Consider the following 14,403-nt stretch of genomic DNA (forward strand, 5'->3'; position numbering starts at 1 on the left):
CCGCGGACAAGGCACAGGCCGATGACACCGCGCAGTCCCTCGCCATCGAGGAGGGCAAGAAGCTCTATTCCGTCGGCTGCGCCGCCCCGCGGCCCTGTGCCACCCCGCGACTCCGTGCCGGCCGGTGCCTCCGTGCCGGCCGGCGACGTCGTGTCGGCTCCCCGCACGGGAGCGTCGGTCCGCTCCGCCGCGGATTCCGGTTCCGGCCGGGGCTGCGGATGCGGGATGTCAGGTGCCTCCGGAGCAACGGGGCCTGCCGGGGCCGGGGTTCGGGCCGCGGACGGGTGGGTCGTTCCCGGAGCCCTGGGCCCGCCGTCGGGCGAGGGGTCCCTCCGGCCCGGGCCGCCGGCCGCGGGGTCCGGTCTCCCGCCGCCGGCCGGTGGAGTCTGCCGGTCCGCAACGGCTGCCGCGCCCTGCCGGTTTCCGCCGGCCGCCGCCGTTCTGCGTTCGTGCCGTCGCGCGGCGTCCGCCACCACCCACCGCCGGTGCAGCTCCAGGAGCTCCTCCGGTGTCGCCTTGCACAGCCGGGCGAGCCGCTCGATGGGTGCGTATTCCGCCGGTACCGCTTCCCCGTTGCAGTAGCGGTGCAGTGTCGACGCACTCATGTGCAGCCGCTTGGCCAGCGTGCCGTAACTCAGCCCGGAGCGGTCCTTCAGCTCTCGCAGATGCTGTCCGAACCCGGCCAACTCCTCAGCTGCCCCCACCGTTCCTCCATCCCATTCGAGCATTCGAGGCAAGGGAGATTCCCCAGCTCACAGCCGGTGCGAACGTTCGAGCCTCCCTGATGGTCCGGCAGGTCTGGCCGGTGGGACGAGGCTCGGCACAAGCTGCGGTCATCCAAGCACGCTGCCGCCGATGGGCCGGATGGCGTGCCGACCAGTACACACCTGTGACGAACGGAACCGCCATGTCTGCCTCCACCAGCCGTCGCCGTACCGGCCTTCTCGCGGCCACCACCGCCGCCCTCGCCGCGTTCTCGCTCACCGCGTGCCAGGACAGCCCGGCCCCGCGCGACGAGGGCGCCGGCGCTCCCGCCTCTTCGTCGCAGACCGCGCAGTCCGGCGACGGGGCCACCGCGAAGTCCGGTGGCGGAGCGCAGGGTTCGGACCCGTCCGGGCAGACCGGCGACTCGGCCGACGCCCGGACGCGGGGCGCCGAACCGGGCGCGCCCGCCCCGACGAGCACGGCCGCGAACGGCGGTTCGCACCGCACGAAGAAGCGCACCGTGTGCACCGGTGCCAACACCGAGGTGACCGCGAAGCAGGTGACCCGTCCGCTCAACCACATGCTGATCACGGTCACCAACACCGGCTCCGGCCTCTGCGACCTGTACCACTACCCCGCCGTCCAGTTCGGTGAGGCCCAGTCCGTGCCCCCGGTGTTCGAGGAGAGCAAGCCGCAGGCGGTGACCACGCTCGCCCCGGGCGAGTCCGGTTACGCGGGGGTGCGGCTGTCGGCCGCGGACGGCAGCGGCTCGGGCGGCCACACGGAGAAGACCCTCGCGGTCTCGTTCTTCGACGCCCGCGCCAACGGCGTCGGCCCGGTCGCGCACCCCTCCCTGCCGCGCACCGGCGTCCACATCGACGACTCGCTGCGCGTCACCTACTGGCTCACCAGCGCCGAGGACGCCCTGGAGTACTGACCGGAACGGCACGAACGGCGCCACGCGATCGGCCGGGGCGGTGTGTCCCACGGGGGCACACCGCCCCGGCGTTGGTGCGGGCGGCGGCACCGGGCAGACGGCTCCGGTCGCGGATCGGGGCGTCCGGCGAGCACGATGGAAGGGTGGCAAGGAGGCACGGTCATGTTGGAAGTCAAGACGATCGAGAAGCCGGATGAACGGCGCGACTTCCCCCGGGGCCACCTCGAAGTCCTTCACCTGACCGGTCTGGACTTCGCCGTGGCCACCCTGGAGCCGGGCTGGCGCTGGTCGGAGTCCGTGGGCCCGATCGCCGGTACGGAGAGCTGCCAGATCCACCACACCGCGATGGTGGTGCAGGGGCGGATGCGCATCCGGATGAACGACGGTGCGGAGAGCGAGATCGGACCGGGTGACGTCTACGTCGCCTCGCCCGGTCACGACGCGTGGGTGGTCGGTGACGAGCCGCTCATCGCCTACGACTTCGCCGGACAGACCGCTCAGACATTCGCCAAGAAGGGCTGATCGCGATGACGTTCGTCCAGATCATCGAGTACGAGACCACCCGGGAAGACGAGATGGAGGCGCTCTTCCAGTCGTGGTTGCGGGCCACCGAGGGCAAGCGCACGGTCACCCGTGACGCCCACACCCAGGATCGCGACGACACCCACCACTACGTGGACATCATCGAGTTCCCGTCCTACGAGCAGGCCATGGTCAACAACCGGCTGCCCGAGACGCAGAAGCTCGCCGAGCAGTTCCGGGCGCTGTGCACGGGGGAGCCGCGGTTCATGAACCTGGAGGTCAAGGAGGAGCAGGCCTGAGCCGGCGACCCGTCCCGCCGGCCGCACGGCGCGCCCGGACAGCGGCCGGACCGGCTCCGTGAGGCCCGGGCCGCGTGAGGGCGTGAGGCCCGGGCGCGTGAAGGTCAGGCGCGGCCGAGGGCGCGGTGGACCCGGATCTCGATGACGACCCGGTCCGGGTTGGGAGCCGGGGTGCGCTCGTAGCGCTCGGCGTAGCGGCGCACGGCGTCCTCGACGAGCGGGGCCTCGGTGCGGACGGTGGCCAGGCCCTCCAGCGTCGCCCAGCGGCCCCGGTCCATCTGGCAGACGGCGACGCGCGCCCCCTGTGGCCCGGCGGCCTGGATGTGGGCGACCTTCCGGCTGTTCTTGTTGGTGATCACCCGGGCCGTCCCGGCCTCCGCCTCGTAGGTGACGCCGACGGGCACCACGTGCGGGGTGCCGTCGGGGCGGAGCGTCGTCAGGGTGCACAGATGACGCTCCTGCCAGAAGGCGACGTACTCCGGGCCGGGGTCGCGGGGGTCACGCCGGGGAAGAGCCATGCTCCGACACTACCCAGCCGCTGGGGCGGCCCGGCCCGACGGGGGCGGGGATCCGGGAGCACCGGGGGGCGGGCTGCTGTACGGGCGGGGCACGGGCCCGCGGGCGCCCGCCGGGGCTCCGGTCCGTGCGCCGCATGAGTGTGTCGCGGGCGGCACGGCGTACTTGCTGACGGGCGGCTGACGGGCGGCCTTGCCGGCGGGCGGCCTCGCTGACGGGCGGCGGCCCGGTGCGGCGGTCGGCGTGAGCCGCGGCCTGATCCGCCGGCCTGGGGTGCGGGTGCGTGCGGTGAGGTTGTGGTGTGGGTGTGTGGTGCAGGCGTCCCGTGGAAACGGTGGTTCGGGGGCTTCATCGGCATCGGGAGGCCGTCTCGCAGGCGCCCCGGTCCTTCGAAACCGGGAGAGCCGGACCGTGGGGCCGGCCGCCGGAAGTGAGGGCGAGCGGGACCGGAAACCTCCCCGGTATATTCTTGAGTCGGGTAGACTCAAGTTAGTGCAGGGTCAATCTGGCAGGATTGATGTGACCAGCCTTGATGTGGCCAGTGCTGCTGTGACCAGCAGGGTTGATGTGACCAGGAGGAGGAGCGGGCGCACGTGGATGCCGAGCTGACCAACAAGAGCCAGGAAGCCATCAGCGCTGCCAGCAGCCGTGCGGTGGCCGTGGGGAACCCGGACATCACCCCCGTGCACCTGCTGCTCGCGCTGCTGGAGGGCCAGGACAACGAGAACCTCCAGGACCTGCTCGCCGCGGTCGAGGCCGACCAGGCGGCGGTGCGGTCCGGTGCCGAGCGGCTGCTCGGCTCGCTGCCCAGCGTCCAGGGGTCCACGGTGGCCCCGCCCGAGCCGGACCGCACCCTGCTCGCGGTCGTGGCCGACGCGGCGGAGCGGGCCAAGGAGCTCGGGGACGACTACCTCTCCACCGAGCACCTGCTCATCGGCGTCGCCGCCCGTGGCGGCGCCGCCGGAGAGCTGCTGGAGCAGCAGGGCGCGAGCGCGGAGAAGCTGCTCGAAGCCTTCGAGAACAGCCGTGGAGGACGACGCGTGACCACGCCCGACCCGGAGGGCACGTACAAGGCCCTGGAGAAGTTCGGTACCGACTTCACGGCCCTGGCCCGCGAGGGCCGGCTCGACCCGGTCATCGGCCGGGACCCGGAGATCCGCCGGGTCATCCAGGTGCTGTCCCGCCGCACCAAGAACAACCCGGTGCTGATCGGTGAGCCCGGCGTCGGCAAGACCGCCGTCGTCGAGGGCCTGGCCCAGCGGATCGTCAAGGGCGATGTGCCCGAGTCGCTGAAGCACAAGCGGCTCGTCTCGCTCGACCTGGGCGCGATGGTCGCCGGGGCGAAGTACCGCGGTGAGTTCGAGGAGCGGCTGAAGACCGTGCTCGCCGAGATCAAGGAGAGCGACGGCCGGATCATCACCTTCATCGACGAGCTGCACACGGTCGTCGGCGCGGGCGCCGGCGGCGACTCCGCGATGGACGCGGGCAACATGCTCAAGCCGATGCTGGCCCGCGGCGAGCTGCGGATGGTCGGCGCGACCACCCTCGACGAGTACCGCGAGCGGATCGAGAAGGACCCGGCCCTGGAGCGCCGCTTCCAGCAGGTGCTGGTCGCCGAGCCGTCCGTGCAGGACTCGATCGCGATCCTGCGCGGCCTCAAGGGCCGGTACGAGGCCCACCACGGCGTGCAGATCGCCGACTCCGCCCTGGTCGCCGCCGCCACCCTCTCCGACCGCTACATCACCTCCCGTTTCCTCCCCGACAAGGCCATCGACCTGGTCGACGAGGCGTCCTCCCGGCTCCAGATGGAGATCGACTCCTCGCCCGTCGAGATCGACGAGCTCCAGCGCGCCGTCGACCGGCTGCTCATGGAGGAGGAGTCGCTGCTGGCGGCGCAGGCCACCGAGTCGGCGGGGATGTTCCGCAAGAAGCAGGACCGGGAGAAGGACCTCTCGCCGGATGCCCGGGAGCGGCTGGACCGGCTGCGCAGGGACCGCGCCGAGAAGGAGGAGAAGCTCCGCGGTCTGCGGGCCCGCTGGAACGCCGAGAAGGAGATCCACACCCGGGTCGGCGATCTGAAGAAGCGGCTGGACGAGCTGGAGACCGAGCTCGAACTCGCCGAGCGCAAGGCCCCCGAGACCGGCGACTGGGTCACCCCCGGCCGGCTCCGCTCCGAGGTCATCCCGCAGACCCGCAAGGAGCTGGAGGAGGCGACCGTCGAGCAGAAGGCCCTGGAGGGCATGATCGGCGAGGAGGTCGGACCGGACGACATCGCCGATGTCGTCGCCTCCTGGACCGGCATTCCCGCCGGGCGGCTGCTGGAGGGCGAGACGCAGAAGCTGCTGCGGATGGAGGAGGAGCTCGGCAAGCGGCTGATCGGGCAGGCCGAGGCCGTCCGCGCGGTGTCGGACGCGGTGCGCCGCACCCGCGCCGGGATCGCCGACCCCGACCGCCCCACCGGCTCGTTCGTGTTCCTCGGACCGACCGGCGTCGGCAAGACCGAGCTGGCCAAGGCCCTCGCGGACTTCCTCTTCGACGACGAGCGGGCCATGGTCCGCATCGACATGAGCGAGTACGGCGAGAAGCACTCGGTGGCCCGGCTGGTCGGCGCCCCGCCCGGCTACGTCGGTTACGAGGAGGGCGGCCAGCTGACGGAGGCGGTGCGCCGCCGGCCGTACAGCGTGGTGCTGCTGGACGAGGTGGAGAAGGCCCACCACGAGGTCTTCGACATCCTGCTCCAGGTGCTGGACGACGGCCGGCTCACCGACGGCCAGGGCCGGACGGTCGACTTCCGCAACACCATCCTCATCCTCACCTCCAACCTCGGCTCCCCCTATCTGGTCGATCCGGCGCTGAGCGAGGACGAGAAGCGGGCCAAGGTGATGGAGACCGTCCGCGCCTCGTTCCGGCCGGAATTCCTCAACCGCCTGGACGACCTGGTGGTCTTCCACGCCCTCGGCGCCGACCAGCTCCAGCGGATCGCCCGGCTCCAGATCGCCCATCTGCAGCAGCGGCTCGCGGAGCGCCGGCTCACCCTCGACGTCACCGACGCCGCCCTGGAGTGGCTGGGCCGGCTCGGCTACGCCCCGGAGGGCGCGGAGGCCGGCGACCGCGTGCCCGGTCCGGAGGCCGCGTACGGGGCCCGGCCGCTGCGCCGCCTGGTCCAGACGGCGATCGGCGACCGGCTGGCGAAGGAGATCCTCTCCGGCGCGGTGCAGAACGGCGACACGGTCCGGGTGGACCTGGACGGCACCGGGCTGTCGGTGACCCCGGTCCGCTGAACCGGCCGCCCGCCGGCACACCCGCACACCCGCACACCCGCACGCCCGGCACCCCGCCGGGCGTGCGGTCCTCCCGCAGCGCATGCCGCCGGCGGACCGCTCCCGCGGAAGCCGGACCGCTCCCGCGGAAGCCGGGCGGCCCCGCAGCCACGCGGCGGCCCCGCCCCGCTGCACCGAACGGGCTGATCGTGCCGCCCGCGCCGGTGCGCGGCGGGCAGGGGTTGCCAGCCCCCGCCCGGCATGGGGGAGGATGGGAGGAACCGTACGAAGGGAAATCCACGGTGAGCATCGACCCGTCCTCGATTCCGAATTTCGGGGGCCAGCCCGAACCGCAGCCGTCGGGGCCGGTGGGCCCCGTCGTCCCTGATCAGGATCTGGTCAAGCAGCTCCTCGACCAGATGGAGCTGAAGTACGTCGTCGACGACGAGGGCGACCTCGCCGCCCCGTGGGAGCAGTTCCGCACGTACTTCATGTTCCGCGGTGAGGACGAGCAGGAAGTCTTCTCGGTTCGTACGTTCTACGACCGTTCGCACCCCATCGAGTCCAAGCCCCAGCTGCTGGAGTCGATCGACGACTGGAACCGTCGCACCCTGTGGCCGAAGGTCTACAGCCACACCAACGACGACGGCACCGTCCGCCTGATCGGCGAGGCGCAGATGCTGGTGGGCACCGGCGTCAGCCTGGAGCACTTCGTGTCCAGCACCGTCAGCTGGGTCCGGGCGTCGATCGAGTTCGACAAGTGGGTCGTGGAGCAGCTCGGGCTGGAGGCGGACGTGGAGTCCGCCGAACCCGACGACAAGAAGGACGACAACGGCGAGGACTGACCCCCGCCGTACGCCGCGATCGCCCGGGGCCCGTCAGGGCGCCGAGGTGGCGATCGTGAGCAAGTACGTCCCGTAGCAGCACGAGAGCCCGGCCAGCGCGCCGACCGTCATCGCGACGGTGCGCAGCCGGGCTCTCGCCATGCCCGCGGCGGCCGGCAGCAGCAGCGGGAAGGCCGGGAGCAGGAAGCGCGGCTTGGAGGTGAAGTAACTCGCCCCGCCCAGCGCGATGACCAGCAGCACCGCGCAGTACACCAGCAGGGGCAGCGGCGCCCGGTCCAGCAACAGCAGGACGAACATCAGCACCGCCAGCGCGGCGACCGCCACCACCACCGGGTAGGTGAGGTGCTCGCGGCCCACGACGAGCGCGCGGACCGACAGCCAGGCGTCCTGCCCGAAGTCGAACTCCGACCCCCAGTTCCGCTGGACCCGGAAGTAGCCGAACAGCGGGCTGCCCTGCTGCCGGCCGACCCACAGGACGTATCCGCACCAGCCGAGCGGCGCCAGCAGCGCCCCCGCCCACAGCCGGGCCCGGCCGCCGCGGAGCGGCACCAGGCCGGGGTCCCGGGCCCGCCACAGCTGCACGATCCGCCAGGCCGCGGCCAGGGAGACGGCCGCGGCGACCGCGATCCCGTTCGGCCGGGAGAGCCCGGCGAGCACGGCGAGCGCCCCGGCCCACAGCCAGCGCCCGGCCAGCACGGAGTGCAGCGCCCAGGCGGCGCAGGCGGTGAGCAGGCTCTCGGTGTACGCCATCGACTGGACGACCGCGTGCGGCAGCACGCCCCAGAGCAGCACCAGCAGGGTGCCGGCGCGACGGCCGTGCAGCCGCTCGCCCACCGCGTAGATGCCCCAGGCGGCGCAGGCCGCCGCGGTCCAGGAGACGAGCAGCCCGGCGTTGACGAAGCCGAGCGACAGCACACCGCGGGTCCCCCGGACGAGCGCCGGGTAGAGCGGGAAGAACGCCAGGTCGCTGTAGAGGCGGCCGGGGGCCCCGCCCTGCACGATGGTGCCGTAGCCGTGCTCCACGACCCGCGCGTACCAGACGGAGTCCCAGGAGGAGCCGAGCAGATCGCGCGGGTGCCGGCCGGTGTGCCAGGCCCAGAGCGTCATGAAGGCCAGGCCGGACAGCCGGGCCGCCGCGTACAGCGCGAGCGCGGGCCCGGCCCGCAGCAGCGCCCCCCGCACCCGCCAGAACAGTCCTGCCCGGACCCGCACGGGCCGCGGCCCGTGGGCGGTGACGCGCACATGGGTGTCGGCGGACACGGGAGCACCTCCGGTGCGGGCGCGGCGAAGCGGACGCGGACCCCCGCCGGGAGAGGGTCCGCACCCCCGACCTTGTGGGGCGCCCGCGGGGCGCGCGACCGCTCACGTCCGACGGTGTGCGGAAGTGCACCCGCTCGGGTGCACGGCTTCCGGCTCGGGGGCGGGGCCGGGGGCCCGCGACCCGGCGGGCTCCGCGACCCGGCGGGCTCCCCGACCCGGCGGGCTCCGCGACCCGGCGGGACCGGGATCAGGACCGTGACCGGGACCGGAACCGGCGCCGGTGGCCGAACCCCGCCGCTGTCCGCCCGAACTGCCCGGAGGTCTGCCCCGCAGCCCCGCGGCCCGCCTATCGTGGGGCCGAATCCCGGTGCCCCGGGACGGGACGGCGGACCGCGGAACCGGCCACCGGGGGCAGGGCACCCACGCGAGGACGGTGGAGAGATGGACGGCAGGCCGCTGCTGAACCGCAGGCTGGACGGGCACGGGACGACGATCTTCGCCGAGATGTCGGCGCTGGCGGTCCGGACGGGCGCGATCAACCTGGGCCAGGGCTTCCCGGACACGGACGGCCCCGAGGAGATCCGGGAGGCGGCCGTGCGGGCCCTGCGGGACGGCAGGGGCAACCAGTATCCGCCGGGCCCGGGCGTTCCGGAGCTGCGCACGGCGGTCGCCGCCCACCAGCGGCGGTTCTACGGCCTGGACTTCGACCCCGACACGGAGGTCCTGGTCACCGCCGGTGCCACCGAGGCCATCGCGGCCTCCCTGCTGGCGCTGCTGGAGCCGGGGGATGAGGTGATCGCGTTCGAGCCGTTCTACGACTCCTACGCCGCCTGCATCGCCATGGCCGGCGCCGTGCGGGTGCCGCTCACCCTCCGCGCACCGGACTTCCGTCCCGACCTCGACGCCCTGCGCGACGCGATCACGCCCCGGACCCGGCTGCTGCTCCTGAACTCGCCGCACAACCCCACCGGCATGGTCCTCACCCGGGAGGAGGGGACGGCGATCGCGGAACTGGCCGTGGAGCACGACCTCCTGGTGGTGACCGACGAGGTCTACGAGCACCTGGTCTTCGAGGGCGAGCACATCCCGCTGATCTCGCTCCCCGGCATGCGCGAGCGGACGGTGTCCATCTCCTCGTCCGGCAAGACGTTCTCCTTCACCGGCTGGAAGGTCGGCTGGGTCACCGGCTCCCCCGCGCTCGTCGCCGCCGTGCGCACGGCCAAGCAGTACCTGACGTTCGTCAGCGCGGGGCCGTTCCAGTACGCCGTCGCGGAGGCGCTGCACCTGCCCGACGCGTACTTCACGGACTTCCGGGAGGACCTGCGCGGCAAGCGGGACCTGCTGTCCGCCGGGCTCGCGGACGCCGGCTTCGAGGTGTACCGGCCGCAGGGCACGTACTTCATCACCACCGATGTCTCCGCCCTCGGCGAGAAGGACGGCATCGCCTTCTGCCGCGGCCTGCCGGAGCGCTGCGGGGTGGTCGCGGTGCCCAGCGCGGTCTTCTACGACGACCCGGAGGCGGGACGGACCCAGGTCCGGTTCGCCTTCTGCAAGCAGAAGGGCGTCCTGGACGAGGCGGTGAACCGCCTGAAGGGGTGATCTGTGTCAATGGGCGGGCGGGCCGACGGGTGCCCGGGGTGTGCGCTGTCTTCGGCTCATGCGCGTGCCTCGACCTGACCGAGGTCCTGCCCGTCGAGAGGACGCAGCGCCTCCCCCAACTGCTCGGGGTCTGCATTGATACGGGCGGTGCTGCGCCAGGAGACGATCGCGCGCTGCACGGTCCCTCCCGCGTCCGGCCCGGCGGCGCCGGAGAGCGCTTCGAGGAGCTCGACCACGAACGCCCGCAGCTCTTCCCCGTCCAGATGCCGCACCCAGGGGAACACCTCGGACAGGTCGGTGACGGTGACGCTCTCCGGCACTGCTCCATGACGCGTGACACTCACGCCCCGAGGGTAAGCAGATCGTTCTCCCGAGAGAGCGGCCGTCCCGGAGATCCCACCGAACGTGTCGGGTGCCGTGGGAACTTGAGCGGGTCCCGAGGGTCCCAGCCTGCGGGAACGGGGCCGGTGGGGTGGCTGTTGTCCCGTAGCTCTGGACTTCCTCAACTCTGTTTTCGCGCTCGGAGCCCGGGGGCATCAGCCCTCCACGCAAGGAGCGGGGGATCTCGCTTCGGGGGACGAGAGGGGCGTGAGCGAGATGGAGAGTGCGGTTTTCGCGGTAGTGATCGTTCTGGTGGTCGTGGTGATGGCTGCGATCATCACGTCGGGGAGCTCGAACGGCAGCCGGAGGCGGCGCGGTGGTTCGTCCGGCGGCAGCGGTAGCTGGTGGGCCGGTGACGGGGGATCCTCCTCGGGGCACCACGGCGGGCACCACGGCTGTGGCGGTGGGTCCTCGTGCGGCGGCGGTTCGTCGTGCGGCGGTGGCGGTGGCGGCGGTGGTGGTGGCTGCGGCGGCGGCGGTGGCGGCGGCAGCTGAACCGTCTCCGCGGGCGGCTGCCGCGACGGGGTGCCGTTGACGGCGGGTGGCCGCCGTGACGGGTTGCCGTGACGACGGGCGGACCGTGCCCGGGCCTGGTTCCGGACCGCGCCCGGGCCTTTCCGGACCCCGCCCGGGCCTGGTTCCGGAACGTCGCCCGGGCCAGTTCCGCGCGGCTGTGAGGGCCTGCCCGGACGGGGCGGGCCCGGCGGAGTCGTTGGCGTCGCGAAGCTCTGGTCTTCCTCAACTCTGTTTTCGGCCGGAGGAGTCGAGGGCATCAGCCCCCGCACGCAAGGAGCGGGGGATCTCGCTTCGGGGGACGAGAGGAGCGTGAAGCTCGATGGACACCATTCTCTACCTGTTGATCGCCTTGGCAGTCCTGGCGATCGGCATGGCCGCCGTGACGGGAAGCTGGAAGAACAACGGCGGCGGGAGCGCGGGCGGTTCGTCCGGCAGCAGCGGCAGCTGGTGGGCGGGCGGCGGCGGATCCTCGTGCGGTGGTGGCGGCGGTGGCTGCGGCGGCGGTTCCTCGTGCGGCGGCGGTTCGTCGTGCGGCGGGGGCGGTGGCGGCGGTGGTGGCTGCGGCGGTGGCGGCAGCTGAACCGGTTCCGCGGGTGGCCGCTGCGACGCCTGTGGCGGCGACGGCGAGCCCGCTCGGCCCGCGAGGGCCCCGGCCTCGGCACACGGGCGGCCCGTGCCGGACGAACGCCCCATGAGCAGCGGTTGTGCGGCTGTCTCATGCTTGAACGCATATGCACCCGGCGGACCAGCGGTTCGTCGGGTGCTTTTATTTTGAACAGTTGAACCGTAGGGCCCTCTGGGGGATGGAAACCCGGAGAAGATGGGTAAAAACGCTGTGAGCCCCGCGCATTTCATGATTCCGTATTCCTCGGACCGACCCCACGTGGGCGCGAGCCGGCGACGACTTCTTCCCCTGGTCCTCCTCCGGGGCGGGCCGGCCCACCATTCCACTCGCGTGCTTGCGGAGCCGACCCATGCTCACTTCTCTCACAACGGCTTACACCGACACCCGCGCAGCCGACCTCGCCTGGGCCCTGGGCAGGGAGCCGCTGCCCGCCCTCGCCGTGCGGGACCTCCGACTCGGCTCCGCCGCCGTGCAGTTGCGGCTGCTCGGCGCCTCCCACCAAGTGATCGTCGAGGAGGAGCACGGCACCTGCTCGGAGACCGTGGCCTGTATGCCCGGCAGCAGCAGACCGCTCCCGCTCGGCGTGGCCGAACGCGTCGGGCACTGGGACTACGAGTTCGCCGCCCGCGTCGAGACCCTCTCCCGGGGCTCGTTCGCCGGGCGCGCCCAGGAGCTGCTGGCCCTCGTCGCCGAACACCCGCACGGGCTGGCCGGCACCTTCCCCGGCAGCCCGCACGCCTTCACCGCGCTCATGGCCCAGCTCCACGAAGGGCAGTTGCGGTGGCGGACCTGGCACGCCTATCCGCAGGAGGGACGCCTGGTCGCGACCCGGACCAGGATCACCAGCCGAACCCCCGCGACGCTGCAGACCGTTGGGCCGTCCGCCGCTTCCTGACCCATTGCACTCGTGTGGGTGACATGTCGGTGGATGGGTGTGACGTACCGTTCCAGCGTGATCGACCCGCCCATGGCCGGCGTTGCGCGTGCGGCTCCGCCGCAGCAGCCGCAGGGCCCGGCGCAGCTGCCCGTGCCGGCCGGACTCGGCCGGTACCTCGTCCTCGGCGCCGTCTTCGTCTGCGCCGCCTGCGGACTGGTCTACGAGCTCGAACTCGTCGCCCTCGCCTCGTACCTGATCGGTGACTCGGTCACCCAGGCGTCCGTCGTGCTCTCCGTCATGGTGTTCGCGATGGGCATCGGGTCGCTGCTGGCCAAGCGGCTGCGCTGCCGGCCGACGGTCGGCTTCGGGCTGGTCGAGGCCGCGCTCGCGCTGGTCGGCGGCACCTCGGCGATGGCGCTGTACGGGGCGTTCGTCTGGTTCGGGCACTCCAGCACCGTGCTGGTCGCCTTCTCGCTGGCGATCGGGGTGCTGATCGGGGCCGAAGTGCCCCTGCTGATGACGCTGATCCAGCGCATCCGGGCGCAGGACGCGGGCTGCGCCGTCGCCGACCTCTTCGCCGCGGACTACGTCGGGGCCCTCGTCGGCGGGCTGGCGTTCCCGTTCCTGCTGCTGCCCGCGCTGGGGCAGTTGAGCGGTGCGCTGCTGACCGGCGCGGTGAACGCCGTCGCGGGCGGGGCGACGGTGCTGTGGCTGTTCCGCCGCGATCTGACCGTGCGGGCGCGGTGGTTGCTGCTCGGTGTGAACCTGCTGGTGCTGGGGCTGCTCGCCGCGGCAGCCGTCGCGGTCGGCCCGTTCGAGGCGGCGGCGCGGCGGGCGGTGTACGGGGCGGATGTGCGGGTTGCGGTGCAGACGGAGGTGCAGGAGATCGTTCTGACGGGGGATGCGGGGGGTGCGGGGGGTGCCGGTGGCGCGGGGGACGCGGGGGGTGCGGGGGGTGCCGGGCGGGACGGGGACGGGTCTGCGGGGGGTCGGTCCGGGGGCGGTTCGGGGGCCGGGGGTGCGTCCGGTGGTGCATCCGGGGGTGCGTCCGGTGGGGCTGACGGTGCCGGGGGGCGGGGTTCCGCGGTGGTGCACGGTCGGCCGGCGCCGGTGGGCGCGGGACGTCCGGACAGGCGTCACCCCCGGTCGCTCTCCCTCTTCCTCGACGGGCGGCTGAAGGTCAGCAGCCGCGACGAGGCCCGGTACCACGAGGCGCTCGTCCATCCGGCGATGGCCGGAGGGCACGGCCGGGTCCTGGTGCTCGGCGGCGGTGACGGGCTCGCCCTGCGCGAGGTGCTGCGCTATCCGGGGGTCGGGGCGGTAACCGTCGTCGAACTGGACCCGGGCGTCGTCCGGGTGGCCCGCACCGACCCGGGGCTCTCCGCGCTCAACGAGGACGCGTTCGGCGACCACCGGGTGCGGGTCGTCCCGGCCGACGCCTTCGAATGGCTCCGTCGGGCCGTGCGGGACCCGCACCGGCGGCCGTACGACGTGGTGATCTCCGATCTGCCGGACCCGGGCATCACGGCCAGCACCAAGCTGTACTCGCAGGAGTTCTACGGCCTGGCGCGGCGCGTGCTGGCGCCGGACGGGCGGCTCGCCGTCCACGCCGGGACCCTGTCCGTCCGCCCCCGGGTGTTCTGGACCGTGGACGCCACGCTGCGCTCGGTCGGGATGCGGACCGCGCCCTACCGGGTGGGGGGCCGGATCTCGGGCTTCCCCGGGGGGCCGGACCGGCACAGCGACGGGGTGACCGAGCCGCGGGACTGGGGGTTCGTGCTGGCGTCGCGCCGGGGCGGGCCGGTGCGGCTGGGGCTACCGGGCCGGGCTCCGGGGCTCGACTCGCTCACTCCGGCGGCGCTGCGGCGGGCGGGGTGGGCGGCTGAGCGGGGGCGTGTGGCGGGGTTGCCTGCTTCCACGTTGATGCATCCGCGGTATCCGGAGTGAGTTTGCCGCGTGTGTGGGGGCGTGAGGCTCGCTGGTGGGGTGCGGGGGCGGGGCCTCCGGGGTGGGGGGTTCCGGAACGTATATTTACGGGCCGGGGGGGCACAAAAAAAAGGA

General features: G+C 73.1%; 12 protein-coding genes and 2 pseudogenes. 10 read left to right on the plus strand and 4 right to left on the minus strand.

The genetic code is table 11. The features are described 5' to 3' along the window. Positions 1–86, plus strand: a pseudogene (locus tag ABT112_RS35500) (cytochrome bc1 complex diheme cytochrome c subunit); the annotation flags it as partial. Positions 87–548: 462 nt separating this feature from the next. Here ABT112_RS35500 and ABT112_RS35505 read toward each other — a convergent pair. Then, positions 549–728, minus strand: a pseudogene (locus ABT112_RS35505) (helix-turn-helix domain-containing protein); the annotation flags it as partial. A gap of 179 nt (positions 729–907) precedes the next feature. On the opposite strand from ABT112_RS35505, the gene ABT112_RS33830 reads away from it, so the two are divergent. From ABT112_RS33830 to ABT112_RS33840, 3 genes are all read left to right on the plus strand, one after another. After that, positions 908–1,642, plus strand: a complete 735-nt coding sequence (locus ABT112_RS33830) for a DUF4232 domain-containing protein (protein WP_351515642.1) — start codon at positions 908–910, stop codon at positions 1,640–1,642. 162 nt (positions 1,643–1,804) lie between these two features. Beyond that, positions 1,805–2,164: a cupin domain-containing protein gene (locus ABT112_RS33835; protein ID WP_351515643.1), complete on the plus strand. Its 360-nt coding sequence runs from the start codon at positions 1,805–1,807 to the stop codon at positions 2,162–2,164. Between the two features lie 5 nt (positions 2,165–2,169). Continuing rightward, a complete protein-coding gene (locus ABT112_RS33840) occupies positions 2,170–2,463 on the plus strand; it encodes a hypothetical protein (RefSeq protein WP_351515644.1) in 294 nt (97 codons plus the stop codon). Positions 2,464–2,567: 104 nt separating this feature from the next. Here the strand turns inward: ABT112_RS33840 and ABT112_RS33845 are convergent, their stop codons facing one another. Then, positions 2,568–2,981 (minus strand): pyridoxamine 5'-phosphate oxidase family protein, encoded by a 414-nt coding sequence (locus ABT112_RS33845; protein WP_351515645.1) that lies wholly within the window; start codon positions 2,979–2,981, stop codon positions 2,568–2,570. A gap of 591 nt (positions 2,982–3,572) precedes the next feature. Between ABT112_RS33845 and ABT112_RS33850 the strand changes: the two genes are divergently transcribed. Together ABT112_RS33850 and ABT112_RS33855 are read left to right on the plus strand one after the other, a co-directional pair. Then, the gene (locus ABT112_RS33850; RefSeq protein ID WP_351515646.1) at positions 3,573–6,260 is read left to right on the plus strand and encodes an ATP-dependent Clp protease ATP-binding subunit; all 2,688 of its coding nucleotides are present in this window, start codon (positions 3,573–3,575) and stop codon (positions 6,258–6,260) included. A gap of 281 nt (positions 6,261–6,541) precedes the next feature. Next, complete coding sequence (locus tag ABT112_RS33855; RefSeq protein ID WP_351515647.1) at positions 6,542–7,084, plus strand: type III secretion system chaperone family protein; 543 nt, start codon at positions 6,542–6,544, stop codon at positions 7,082–7,084. Positions 7,085–7,117: 33 nt separating this feature from the next. On the opposite strand, the gene ABT112_RS33860 is transcribed toward ABT112_RS33855, so the two are convergent. After that, positions 7,118–8,344 carry a putative hexosyltransferase gene (locus tag ABT112_RS33860; protein ID WP_351515648.1) on the minus strand — a complete coding sequence of 409 codons (1,227 nt, stop codon included), beginning with the start codon at positions 8,342–8,344 and terminating at the stop codon, positions 7,118–7,120. A 441-nt stretch (positions 8,345–8,785) separates the two neighbouring features. On the opposite strand from ABT112_RS33860, the gene ABT112_RS33865 reads away from it, so the two are divergent. Then, positions 8,786–9,943: a pyridoxal phosphate-dependent aminotransferase gene (locus ABT112_RS33865; RefSeq protein ID WP_351515649.1), complete on the plus strand. Its 1,158-nt coding sequence runs from the start codon at positions 8,786–8,788 to the stop codon at positions 9,941–9,943. A 56-nt stretch (positions 9,944–9,999) separates the two neighbouring features. Here ABT112_RS33865 and ABT112_RS33870 read toward each other — a convergent pair whose 3' ends face one another. Beyond that, complete coding sequence (locus tag ABT112_RS33870) at positions 10,000–10,287, minus strand: hypothetical protein (protein ID WP_351515650.1); 288 nt, start codon at positions 10,285–10,287, stop codon at positions 10,000–10,002. Positions 10,288–11,159: 872 nt separating this feature from the next. On the opposite strand from ABT112_RS33870, the gene ABT112_RS33875 reads away from it, so the two are divergent. The 3 genes from ABT112_RS33875 (at position 11,160) to ABT112_RS33885 (ending at position 14,289) form a co-directional block, all read left to right on the plus strand. Next, positions 11,160–11,420, plus strand: coding sequence for a hypothetical protein (locus tag ABT112_RS33875; RefSeq protein WP_351515651.1), 261 nt, complete (start codon positions 11,160–11,162; stop codon positions 11,418–11,420). Between the two features lie 394 nt (positions 11,421–11,814). Then, positions 11,815–12,360 carry a DUF2617 family protein gene (locus ABT112_RS33880; RefSeq protein WP_351515652.1) on the plus strand — a complete coding sequence of 182 codons (546 nt, stop codon included), beginning with the start codon at positions 11,815–11,817 and terminating at the stop codon, positions 12,358–12,360. Positions 12,361–12,432: 72 nt separating this feature from the next. Continuing rightward, positions 12,433–14,289, plus strand: coding sequence for a spermidine synthase (locus ABT112_RS33885; RefSeq protein ID WP_351515653.1), 1,857 nt, complete (start codon positions 12,433–12,435; stop codon positions 14,287–14,289). Positions 14,290–14,403 lie beyond the last annotated feature (114 nt).

This window comes from Streptomyces sp. NPDC002055 (assembly GCF_040296705.1).
GTDB lineage: Bacteria > Actinomycetota > Actinomycetes > Streptomycetales > Streptomycetaceae > Streptomyces.

Bases quoted from the DNA above. Each gene is read 5' to 3' on its own strand.
- ABT112_RS33880 (WP_351515652.1), top strand. From the start codon at position 11,815: ATGCTCACTTCTCTCACAACGGCTTACACCGACACCCGCGCAGCCGAC.
- ABT112_RS33840 (WP_351515644.1), top strand. From the start codon at position 2,170: ATGACGTTCGTCCAGATCATCGAGTACGAGACCACCCGGGAAGACGAG.
- ABT112_RS33865 (WP_351515649.1), top strand. From the start codon at position 8,786: ATGGACGGCAGGCCGCTGCTGAACCGCAGGCTGGACGGGCACGGGACG.
- ABT112_RS33835 (WP_351515643.1), top strand. From the start codon at position 1,805: ATGTTGGAAGTCAAGACGATCGAGAAGCCGGATGAACGGCGCGACTTC.
- ABT112_RS33830 (WP_351515642.1), top strand. From the start codon at position 908: ATGTCTGCCTCCACCAGCCGTCGCCGTACCGGCCTTCTCGCGGCCACC.
- ABT112_RS33885 (WP_351515653.1), top strand. From the start codon at position 12,433: ATGGCCGGCGTTGCGCGTGCGGCTCCGCCGCAGCAGCCGCAGGGCCCG.
- ABT112_RS33845 (WP_351515645.1), bottom strand. From the start codon at position 2,981: ATGGCTCTTCCCCGGCGTGACCCCCGCGACCCCGGCCCGGAGTACGTC.
- ABT112_RS33875 (WP_351515651.1), top strand. From the start codon at position 11,160: ATGGACACCATTCTCTACCTGTTGATCGCCTTGGCAGTCCTGGCGATC.